This window comes from Bacillus sp. 9.4, from assembly GCF_055486415.1.
This window is the reverse complement of record NZ_JBVFMU010000002.1, coordinates 146,739-159,593: the sequence shown is the minus strand read 5'-3', so window position 1 is coordinate 159,593 and position 12,855 is coordinate 146,739. Positions and strand designations below refer to the sequence as shown.

At 45.9% G+C, this 12,855-nt stretch carries 1 protein-coding gene; it reads left to right on the top strand.

Annotation, left to right across the window (positions count from 1 at the left end):
- Window positions 1–15: 15 nt before the first annotated feature.
- Window positions 16–12,816 (top strand): polyketide synthase PksM, encoded by a 12,801-nt coding sequence (gene pksM / locus ACZ07B_RS07495; protein ID WP_464877069.1) that lies wholly within the window; start codon window positions 16–18, stop codon window positions 12,814–12,816.
- The last annotated feature ends 39 nt before the right edge of the window (window positions 12,817–12,855 follow it).

Here is a 12,855-nt window from a genome sequence, read left to right as displayed (position 1 = left end):
GAGAGGAGTGGAAAAATGATAACTGAACAACTGCACATTTCATTAAATAATCCAATCATGTCCAACCACAAGGTATATGGACAAGCGTTATTACCCGGCCTTGCTTATATAGATTTAATCTACCAAGTATTCCAGGAACATGGTTATGCATACCAAGAGCTTGAATTAAAAAACCTGACCATTTTTTACCCTTTGATCGCAGATGAGTCATATGACATTGCCCTGACCATTCACGTGTCTGAAAGAAAGGAAGGGACATGGTCCATCATCATCGACGGACAAAAACAGCATGGAGAATCACTATCTGACAAGAGACAATATGTGACTGCTGACATGCATCGTAAAGAGCAAACCGCTTTTGCCGAATCAATAGACCTTAATCAGTGGAAAAGTACAGCTGACAGGATTCTGAATTTAGATGAAATCTATGAACAATGCCGTTCTCAGGAGTTAGTCCATACCGGCATGATGAAGGCAAAAGGGCGGATTTATGAAGCCAAAGAGGGGGCTTTAATTGATTTAGCAGTTGGACAGGAAGCCCTGCGCCATTCTGAAGCTTTTCTGTTTCATCCGACGCTTATTGACGGCAGCGGCATAGGTTCAAGCTGCCTGATCTCAGATCAAACGATGTACCTGCCATTGTATTATGAATCGTTTTCTGCTTCAGAACGATTGCAAAAAGGATGTACAGCACGGATCCTCTCCTCATCTGTGCGCCAAAAGAAAGAGCTCACTTATATGACGATTGAATATTTTAATTCATCAGGACAAAAAGTGGCCGAGCTGAAACAATTTGCAGGCAAGTCTGTACGGAATATGTCAGCCTTTCATTCTCCAAAAGAAATTCAAGAAAAAAGAGCTGCTGTCTCTCAGAACATCAGTCGGGACTATCCCGCATTTGAAATGTATTTGCGTCAGTTGCTTGCTAAGCAGCTTGAAAGGCCGGCAGAACAAATGGATATCCACGCTGGGTACTATGAGCTAGGCTTGGATTCTCCGTCATTGCTTACCGTGGTTCAGGAAATTGGAGATAAGGTTGGAGCGGATCTTGCTCCGACACTGCTGTTTGAATTTACAACAATTGCAGAACTGGCTGCTCATCTTGCTGATCACTATTCAATTGGAGAGGCGGACGATGCTGTCCGCCAATCTCCTTCACCAATGAAGGATTCTCCTGATGGTGTTACCTCTTCACCAGAGATCGGGGATGACATTGCCATTATCGGAATGGCGGGACGCTATCCTAAGGCAAAAAACATACAGGAATTTTGGGAACATCTTAAAGCGGGTACCGACTGCATCACAGAGATTCCAAACTCACGCTGGGAGTGGAAAGAAAACAATGGACTGGATTCACCTGCAGGCAAGCCACTCTCGAAATGGGGCGGGTTTATCGAGGAGGCTGATTGCTTTGATCCTCAATTTTTCAGAATCTCTCCGCGTGAAGCGGAAATGATGGACCCTCAGGAACGGTTATTTTTAGAGACATGCTGGGAAGCTATTGAAGATGCGGGTTATACACCAGAGACAATTGCTTCACCGCAGGGAGAAAATAAAAGACAGCATGTCGGTGTGTTTGCCGGCGTAATGCATAAGGACTATTCCCTTATAGGAGCTGAAGCTCTATCAGAACACAATCCATTTCCTTTATCGCTGAATTATGCGCAAATCGCCAACAGGGTCTCTTACTATTGTAATTTCCACGGCCCAAGCATGGCGGTGGACACGGTCTGCTCTTCCTCATTAACTGCGGTTCATCTGGCAATAGAGAGCATCCGGAATGGAGAATGCGAGGCCGCGCTTGCCGGAGGCGTCAATTTGTCATTGCATCCGGCTAAATATATCAGCTATGGCAGTGTAGGAATGCACTCAAGTGACGGCTATTGCCATACTTTCGGCAAAGGCGGGGATGGCTACGTATCTGGAGAAGGTGTCGGGACAGTATTGCTAAAACCGCTGCGAAAAGCTGAACAGGACGGTGACCGAATCTATGCTGTCATCAAAGGCAGTGCGATAAATCATGTAGGAAAAGTAAGCGGAATTACAGTACCGAGCCCGGTAGCTCAAGCTGATGTTATCGAAGCATGTCTAGAAAAAACAGGAATTGATCCGCGCACCATCAGCTATGTTGAAGCCCATGGCACTGGCACCTCATTGGGAGATCCGATTGAAGTACAGGGGTTAGTAAAAGCTTTCAGCCGCAATACGCAGGACAAGCAATTCTGTTCAATCGGTTCTGTGAAATCAAATATTGGCCATGCTGAAGCTGCAGCCGGCATTAGCGGCTTAACGAAGACTGTCCTGCAGCTGCATCATAAAACCTTGGTGCCGTCATTACATTCAGAAGAGCTGAATCCTTATTTGAAGCTTGATCAAACCCCATTTTTTGTCCAGCATGAAACAAAGGAATGGGAGCAGCCATCTTTTACAGAAAACGGGGTGGACGTCACATATCCCCGCCGTGCCGGTTTAAGTTCGTTTGGCGCTTCAGGATCAAATGCGCATCTTATTTTGGAAGAATATATTCCGGCAGAGAGCCATTCAGAAACGATTTTAACGAAAAATGAAGAAATAGTGATACCTTTGTCTGCGAGAAACAAAGATCGTCTGCAGGCTTACGCTCTTAAACTTCTTGATTTTCTTAGCGAGGACGTCAATCTTTTAGCGTTAGCTTATACCATGCAGGCAGGGCGGGTTGAAATGGAGGAGCGTGCGGCCTTCATCGTAAAAGACATAAAAGATTTAACGGCTAAACTTCGGGCGTTTGCCAATGGAGAAGAAGAGATCGAGGGCTGCTGGACCGGACGAGCCAAGGAGAATCAGGAGGCGGCTGGGCTAGCATCGGTAAATGCGCTGAATAACAATTTGATAAGAGACAGTGAAATGATGGAAATGGCGAAATCATGGGTTCAAGGAAAGCGGGTCACCTGGGACGACCTATACGGCGATCGCAAGCCGCTTAAAATCAGTGTTCCGACCTATCCATTTGCAAGGGAGCGCTACTGGATCCCGGTTCCTGAAATGAAAACCAGCACTGTGAATCATATCTTACATCCGCTGGTGCATCGCAATACATCAGACTTTACTGAGCAGCGCTTTAGCTCTGTATTTACAGGTGCGGAATTTTTCCTTTCAGATCATGTTGTACAGGGACAGAAGATTTTGCCGGGCGTTGCCTATTTAGAAATGGCAAGGGAAGCAGCGGAAAAAGCTGCAGGCGATCTGGACGGCGAACAAAGAGTGGTGTCGCTTAAAGACATTGTGTGGGTGCGTCCTATCACGATAGAAAGTGAACCAAAAGAAATACATATTGGCCTTTTTCCTGAGGATAACGGGGACATTTCCTTTGACATTTATAGCAGCTCTGAACATAAAGAAGAAGCCCTGACGATACACTGCCAAGGCCGCGCTGTCATTTCAGATGAAGCGGACACTTCCATTTTAAACCTTTCATCAATACAGACAGAATGCAGCCTGGACACAGTGACGTCAGAACAATGCTATGCAGCGTTTCGAAAGATTGGGCTTGACTATGGAGAGGGCTATCAAGGGATTGAAAAAGTCTATGTCGGCAAAGATCAATTGCTTGCAAAAATCTCGTTACCCGCTTTTCTAAAAAACGACAAGCAGCATTTTGCGCTCCACCCGAGTTTGATGGATTCCGCGTTCCATGCCACAGTCGGTTTTATCGTTAGCTCAGTCAATGCCGCTGGACAAGCTCAGACGCTGTCTCTTCCATTTGCGTTACAGGAGGTTGATATTTTCAGCCCATGTCCAGAGAAGATATGGTCTTATATTCGATACAGTTCAGACAGTAAAGCGGAGGACAAAGTCAGAAAGTATGATATTGATTTATGTGATGAGAACGGACACGTTTGTGTGCGAATGAAGGGTGCCTCGATGCGGGCACTTGATGGAGAGCAGCATTCAAAGCCGCAACTATTAACTGATTCTCAGCTGACCGGGCATACGATGATGATCCCTGTCTGGGAACCAGTCTCTTCAGATACGGAGGATAATGCTTCGTTTGCTGGTACACGAGTTGTTTTATGCGGTGCTGCTGAAGCTGATCGGGCATTAATAAAGCATCATTATCCGCAAGTTTCCTTTATCGATATCCGGCCTGCAGATGACATTGAGGGAATAGCGGACAAACTGCAAGCGTACGGAAGCATTGACCATGTATTGTGGATTGCCCCGTCACACCGGGGAAGTATAGGTAGTGATGGACAAGGAGAAGCTGTTCTTCACTTATTTAAGCTTGTGAAAGCATGCCTGCAATTAGGCTATGGCGAGAAACAACTTGAATGGTCTCTTGTGACCGTCCAAGCGCAGCCGGTTACGCAACATGAGGCAGTACAACCCGCTCATGCAAGCATTCATGGGCTTGCCGGCACAATGGCAAAGGAATATCCACACTGGAAAATCCGTCTTCTCGATCTTGAAAAAGGCTGCACATGGCCGGTAAATCACATGTTTGCGCTCCCAGCTGACCGCCTTGGCCATGCTTGGGCCTATCGTAATCAGCAATGGCATCAGCAGCAATTGATCCCATATCGGCCCTCACTGTCAGGCGACACGCTATATCGGAAAGGCGGAGTCTATGTGGTCATCGGAGGAGCCGGGTATATCGGAGAGGCGTGGAGTGAGTACATGATCCGCCGCTACCAGGCGCAAATCGTTTGGATTGGGCGAAGTCAACTTAATGCTGCCATCCAGTCAAAAATAGACCGACTTTCGGCGCTTGGCCCTGAGCCTTTCTACATTGCAGCCGATGCAGCCGATAAGCATTCATTGCAGCAGGCTTATGATCAAGTGAAAAAACGCCATCCTCATATTCACGGGATTGTTCACTCTGCGATGGTTTTATTTGAGCAAAGCCTGGAAAAAATGAAGCCGGAAGAATTCACCGCTGGACTGGCGGCGAAGATCGATGTCAGTATTCGGATGGCCCAAGTGTTCCGCCAGGAGAATGTAGATTTTGTTTTATTCTTCTCTTCGCTTGTAGCCCATATCAAAAATGTGAAGCAAAGCCATTATGCCTCTGGCTGTACATTTGCAGATGCTTTTGCTCACCAGCTTTCTCAGAGCTGGGCATGCCCTGTAAAAGTCATGAACTGGGGATATTGGGGGAATAGTGAAGCGGCTGAGGATGAACATTATGTACAACTCATGAATCAAATCGGCTTAGGTTTAATTGAGCCTGCGGAGGCTATGAAGGCGCTGGAAGCACTGCTTTCTGGGCCAGTCAGCCAAACAGCTTTCATTCATACGACAAAGCCTGTAGCAGTCGAAGGCGTGAATCAGAATGAATTCATCACTCTTTATCCAGAGCAACCTTCAGCAGATGCAGAGAGCCTGATGGAGCGTCTGCCGACTACGGGACGATTTCAAAGAGTGACACATGAAGAGCTTGATGATCTTCTTTACAGGCTGTTGTTAGGACAGCTGCAAACAGCCGGGCTGTTTGATGGTTATACATTATCGGTTGAACGTCTTCAACAATATAAGACTCGTGAATTTTATGGAAAATGGATTCGGCAAAGCAGCGAATTTCTCTTGCAGCATGGCTATCTTAAGAAAGTTGGAGATTCATTGGTGAGGAAGGACCAAGCAGAGGATATCGAGCTGCTTTGGCTAGAATGGAACGCGAAAAAAGAAAAGTGGCTTAAAGACAGCGAGACAAAGGCGATGGTTGTATTAGCAGAGGCCATGCTGCAAGCATTACCGGATATTTTGACAGGGAAAGTCCCTGCAACAGATATCATGTTCCCGCATTCCTCGATGGAACTTGTGGAAGGCATTTATAAGCATAACCAAGTGGCAGACTATTTTAATAAAGTGCTTGCCGATACATTATTAGCTTATCTGGATGAACGTCTGAAGCACGACCCTGAGGCATCGATTCGCATTATGGAAATAGGCGCAGGCACAGGCGGCACGAGTGCCGGAATCTTTGAAAAACTGAAACCATATCAAAAGCACATCAATGAATATTGCTATACAGATCTGTCTAAAGCATTTTTGCTGCATGCAGAAAAGGAATATGGGGCGGAAAATCCGTACCTGACATATCAGCTTTTTGATGTGGAAAAACCGATTGACCAGCAGGAATTTGAAGCGGGAGGCTATGATGTCGTCATTGCCGCTAATGTCCTTCACGCGACAAAAAATATCCGTCAAACACTGCGGCATACAAAAGCGGTAATGAAAAACAACGGAATGCTGCTGCTGAATGAAATGGCGGGAAACAGCCTGTTCCCTCACATCACCTTTGGTCTTTTGGAAGGCTGGTGGCTGTATGAAGATCCTGCAGTGCGGATTCCCGGCTGTCCAGGCTTACATCCTGACAGCTGGAAAGCGGCACTTGAAAGCGAAGGCTTTGAATCTGTCTTTTTCCCGGCCGAGGCGGCACATGATCTGAGTCACCAAATCGTCGCAGCCTCAAGCAACGGGCTGGTTCGACGTATGATGAAAAATGTGATCTTGCCGGAGAAGGTTGTTTCACAAGCGTCTAATCAGGAGCCAGCCTACCTTCATACCATAGATTCAGAGGAAGCTGGACAATCAAAACATGCTCTCCTAAGAGAAAAAAGCACAGAATATATGAAAAAACTAATCGGGGAAACGTTGAAAATTCCTGCAGGAAAGATTGAGTCATCTGAACCGCTTGAAAAGTACGGTATTGATTCTATCGTTGTTGTCCAGCTGACGAATACATTGCGTAAAGAATTTGACCATGTAAGCAGCACTTTATTTTTCGAGTACCAGACCATTGACGCATTAGTGGAGCATTTCATCAAAACAAAAACAGAAGCTCTGATGAAATTAACAGGTCTTGACCGTCAAGTTCAACAACAGACACCAGCCGAAAGCAGAACCCAATCTTCACAGAAACCTGATCAGGCCGCTAAAAGAACACGGCGCTATCGCAAGCTTGGCTTCAGCGGGGAGAAAGAAACACCGACAAACACTCTTGCAAGCCGTGACGTTGCCATTATCGGCATTTCTGGACGCTATCCTCAGGCGGAAACAGCAGAAGACTTTTGGAACAACCTAAAAGAAGGAAGAAATTGTATTGAGGAAATTCCGAAAGAACGCTGGGATTGGAAAGCTTATTACGATAAAGAAAAAGGAAAAGAAGGATCAATTTATACGAAATGGGGCGGATTTATCAAGGATATGGACAAGTTTGACCCATTATTCTTTCAGATTTCTCCGCTTGAGGCAGAAAGAATGGACCCTCAGGAGCGATTATTTCTGCAAACCGCTTATGCAAGTATTGAAGACGCGGGATACACGCCTGACTCGCTCTGTTCAAGCAGAAAAATCGGCGTCTTTGCCGGAGTCATGAACAAAAATTATCCGACCGGCTATGGCTATTGGTCTATCGCCAACAGAATATCCTATTTACTGAATTTCCAAGGCCCGAGTCTTGCAGTCGATACAGCCTGCTCATCCTCCCTGACAGCGATTCATTTAGCGCTGGAAAGCATCTATAGCGGATCGAGTGATTGTGCCATTGCCGGCGGTGTCAATTTAGTTGTCGACCCGGTTCACTATCAGAATTTATCTGTCATGAATATGCTCTCTGCTAGTGATACATGTAAATCATTCGGCGATGATGCAGATGGATTTGTCGACGGTGAAGGCGTAGGCGCCATTGTGTTAAAGCCGCTGCAGCAAGCAATAGCGGACGGTGACCATATTTACGGTGTGATAAAGGCAAGTGCCATTAATAGCGGAGGAAAAACAAATGGATACACGGTTCCAAATCCTCATGCACAGGCACAGGTGATTAAAGAAGCAATGGAGCGCGCCGACATTCCTGCCCGAACCATCAGTTATTTAGAGGCGCATGGAACAGGCACTGCATTAGGAGATCCGATTGAGATAGCGGGGTTAACAAAAGCATTCGAGAAAGATACGCAGGAGAAACAGTTTTGTGCGATCGGCTCCAGCAAATCAAATATCGGTCATTGTGAAAGTGCAGCCGGAATTGCAGGGCTGACAAAAATACTTTTTCAGTTTAAATATGGCCAAATTGCGCCATCATTGCATGCTCAGCGGTTGAATCCGAACATCGAGTTCAGCCATACGCCATTTGTCGTTCAGCAGCAACTTGGTGAATGGAAACGCCCGGTGATTGGCGGGCAAGAGGTGCCTAGGCGCGCTGGCTTGAGCAGTTTTGGCGCCGGAGGGTCCAATGCCCATATCATCCTGGAAGAATATATTCCAAGAACGGGGGCGCAAACGCCGAAAGACCATCCTCCAGCGATGATTGTGCTGTCGGCCAAAAACATGGAACGCTTGCAAGAAAAAGCGGAACAGCTGCTTACAGCCATCAAACAAAAAAGGTACCGCGAAACAGACCTGATCAGGATCGCCTATACCTTGCAAACGGGCCGTGAAGCAATGGAAGAACGGCTGGCCTTTATAGCGGAATCACTAGAGGATCTTGAGAGAAAGCTGAACGATTTTATCGAAAACAAAGCAGACAGCCTGTATCTGGATCGTATCGATGATAACAAAAAAGCGTTAGCAGTCTTATCAGCGGATGAGGATACGGGAAAAATCATAGAAGCATGGATGAGCAAAGGGAAATACACGAAACTGCTGGATCTTTGGGTGAAAGGCTTGTCTTTCGACTGGGGCATGCTGTACGGCACCCAAACGCCTGTCCGGATCAGTCTTCCGGCATATCCATTTGCAAAAGAACGTTACTGGGCACCGGGCGCGGCAAAGGCTCCGGCATCTATAGAACAGGATCATGATCAGCAAACAGAAGAACCTTTCAAGGTTATGACTTTTCAAGAAGTGTGGAAAGAAGAGCCGGCGACTCTCACATCGAAACGTATCAAAACGCTCATCTGTTTTCTGACTGAAAGAGAAAAGCAAAACGCATTTGCTTCAGCCCTGAAAAACGTTGATCAAGACACCAAAGTCATTTTTATATCACAGGGCGAAGTGTACAGCAAACAGTCTGAATATAGCTACCAGATTGTGCGGCAAGAACCCGTTACTTTTGAAAAGGCCTTCCAGAGCATTAAAGAAGAACTTGGAGAGCCAGATGCAATCCTCTATATGTGGCCTATGGAAGACAAGCGCTGTATAAAGGACCATTCCTGTATTGTTTACCTATTACAAGGTATGTCCGCAGCAAAGCTTCATCCTTCACGGCTGCTGCTGGCAGGATGTTTTGAAGATGGTCTTGACCGAATCTATCTGGAATCATGGATTGGCTTCGAACGTTCACTCGGGCTTGTCCTCCCGCACACAAAAGTGACTGGAATCTTTCAGCCGGCGGAACAAAGATCGATGGATGATTGGACACGTAAAATATGGGCAGAATTACAGGCTTCAGCTGAACAAACGGTTTTGTATCAGAATCTGAAACGATATGTAAATCACATTGAACAGACAACGATACAACCGGACGACAGCAAATTGAAGTCTGGCGGTACTTACCTGATTACAGGCGGTGTAGGAGGGCTTGGTTATTTATTTGCCAAGCATTTGGCCAAAAACTATGCCGCAAACCTGATTTTGACAGGGCGGTCGCCTTTTAATGAAGAGAAGCAAAAGCAAATAAAAGAATTAAAGGATCTAGGCGGCGAAGCGATGTATGCAGAAGCAGATGTGTCTGATCCTATCGCAATGGGAGACTGCGTAAAAAGAGGGAAAGACCGATTCGGTGCCATCAACGGTGTCATTCATGCAGCCGGAATCGAAAGCGACTCTGCTATTTTTGACAAAAAGATCGAAAGCTTCCAGCGCATCATTGAACCGAAAATCAACGGCACGATAGCGCTTGATGAATGGCTTAAAAATGAAGTCCTTGATTTTATGTGTTATTTTTCTTCTTCTTCTGCAGTTTTAGGGGATTTTGGATGTTGTGATTATGCGATTGGCAACAGGTTTCAGATGGCTTACGCACAATACAGAAATGAGCTGCATAACGGTAAAACGTTTGTCATCAACTGGCCTGTATGGAAGGATGGCGGAATGAAGATCGGTGATGAGGAAACAACGGATATGTACCTGAAATCAAGCGGCCAACGCTTCCTAGAAGCCGAGGAAGGCATCCGTATGTTTGAGCACATCCTAGCTCAGCAGGATGCTCAGCATCTCGTCATAGCCGGTCAGCCCAGCCGTGTCAGCCGATTTTTAGGAATGGCTGAACCAGCTATTCCAGAACCGGCCACTCAAGCCCCTCTAGCACAAGAAAACAAGGATGAGGTAAAAACGTTAAGCGTTGAAAAGCGTTTAGAACACGACTTGAAAGAGCATATTCACACATTGCTTAAGATTTCAAAGGACAAGCTGAATTTGAACAAAAATTGGGCCGACTTCGGATTTGATTCAATCTACTTGGCTAAATTTTCGAATGTGTTATCAAAGCATTTCAACATCGAAGTAACACCGGCTTTATTTTTCGGCTATTCAACTTTACAGGAATTGATGGGGTTTTTCTTAACTGATCATAAAGAGCTGATTGAAGCATTTTACCGGGATGATGCATCTGAGGCGCAAAAGTCCATAGAAGCTCCTGCTGCAAATCCTGTAGTTCCCGAAGCAGAAACCAGTAAAAAAAGCAACGGACAGGGTCACAATGAGCCGATCGCCATTATCGGCATGAGCGGCAGGTTCCCTCAAGCTGATTCGGTCCATGAGCTGTGGGATAATCTGAAAAACGGTAAATCGTGTATCTCTGACATCCCGGGCGAACGCCGGGACTGGGGGAGAGCTAACAGAGATCCAGAAAAAGCAGTGCCAAGGTGGGGTGCATTTTTGAAGGACATAGACCGGTTTGATCCGCTGTTTTTTCAAATATCGCCTAAAGAAGCCGAAAGCATGGACCCGCGCCAGCGCATTTTTCTAGAGGAAGCATGGCACACGTTTGAAGACGCCGGCTATATGGGAGATCGGATAAAAGGAAAATCCTGCGGTGTTTATGTAGGTGTGGAAGAAGGGGAATATGCGCATCTAACCGGAGATACGGATTACATTAATGGAACACAAAACGCCACATTATCTGCGAGAATTGCGTACGCATTGGATTTAAAAGGGCCTAATATGGCGTTGACAGCAGCATGTTCATCTGGACTTGTGGCGATTCATCAGGCATGTTCAGCTCTGCGTCAGGGGGATTGTGAAATGGCTTTAGCCGGCGGTGTCAGCTTGAATATTTCTCACATGTCTTTTGAGGCGCTGACAAGGGCCGAAATGCTGTCTCCGAACGGAAAATGCAAAGTATTTGACCAGGATGCCAATGGTCTTGTGCCAGGTGAAGCGGTGGCTGCTGTTCTCTTGAAACCATTATCAAAGGCAATTGAAGATAAAGACCATATTTATGGCTGCATCAAAGCCAGCGGCGTGAATTACGATGGCAAAACCAACGGCATTACTGCGCCAAATCCTTTTAGCCAGGCAGATTTGATCGAAAACATTTATGAAAAAAATGAAATCAATCCGCTCGATATTCAATATGTGATGGCGCACAGTACCGGCTCGAATCTTGGTGATCCGCTTGAGGTCCAAGCTTTAACGAGCGTGTTCAGCAAATATACGAAGCAGAAGCAATTCTGTATGATCAGCTCAATTAAACCTTTAATCGGACACACATTTGCAGCGTCAGGAACGGTTGCTTTAATCAGTATGCTGATGGCTATGAAAAACCAGATCATTCCGGCCACTCATCACTGTGAATCGGAAAACCCGTATATTCCGTTTAAAGAAAGCCCATTTGTGCTTTGCAAAGAAAACCGTTCGTGGATCAGGAAAAATCAGAAGCCGAGGATGGGAACGATCAGCACGACTGGAATCAGCGGCACCAATGCACATGCAGTCATTGAAGAATACATTCCGGATGATCAGCCGTCCACACAGCGGCATCAAGGGTCACCGCAGGTCATCGTGCTTTCAGCCCAAAATGACGATCGGCTTCAGGATGCTGCCTGCCGCATGATTGCGTATCTGGAGCAGAATCATAACTTTTCTTTACCTGATGTGGCATATACGCTTCAGGTTGGGAGAAAAGCCATGGAAGCAAGGCTAGCGATCGTTGCAAACAATCAGGAGCAATTGGTGCGAAAATTGAAGGAATATGTGGAAGCAATGAAGAATGGTGGGATATCGGGCCAACAGAGATCCCTTTATACAGGATATACAGAAGGGATATTAGAAGAACAAGATGAAGCAGTTCTGCAAGCTCTCGCAAAAGAAAGAAATTTGGAAAACATTGCGGAATGCTGGGTGAAAGGATATCAGATTCCTTGGGAACTCCTTCATGATGGCGATCACGTTCGGATGGTCTCTTTACCTGGTTATCCATTTGCAAGGGAGCGGTATTGGGTTTCGTCAGGCACCCAGCAATCAGAGGCCGTTAAACAGCATTCACAAGATATGAAAACAGAGATTGACGAGCCGAATGGCAAAACCCATATTCAAAAGATCATTGTTCAATTTTTAGCACGAGAATTGGGCATATCTGAGGATCGAATCAATTTCAAAAGAAACTTTTTGGATTATGGGATGGATTCAATTCTTGGCCGAAAATTGATGCGGCATATCGAAAAAACCACGCAGCTGAAGATGGCCGGCCGGGAAATCCTTGAATGTCAGACAGTCCAAGCTCTATCTGACCATTTGGCCTTAAAAGCGGAAAAACAAAATCATAGCGCAGCAGCACATCAAATAAAGGACACGTATACAGACGAGCAAATCATCGGATTGATGCAAGAGGTGGCGCTAGGGAAATTGGATTTTAAGAGTGTGCAAAACATCATAGAAGGGAGTAAATCGTATGAATCATAAAGAAATTCTCGATGCCTTCAGATCAGGAGAATTAACCAT

What these genes read in the sequence shown, in the direction of transcription:
- pksM (WP_464877069.1), top strand. Translation starts at nt 16, where the DNA reads ATGATAACTGAACAACTGCACATTTCATTAAATAATCCAATCATGTCC.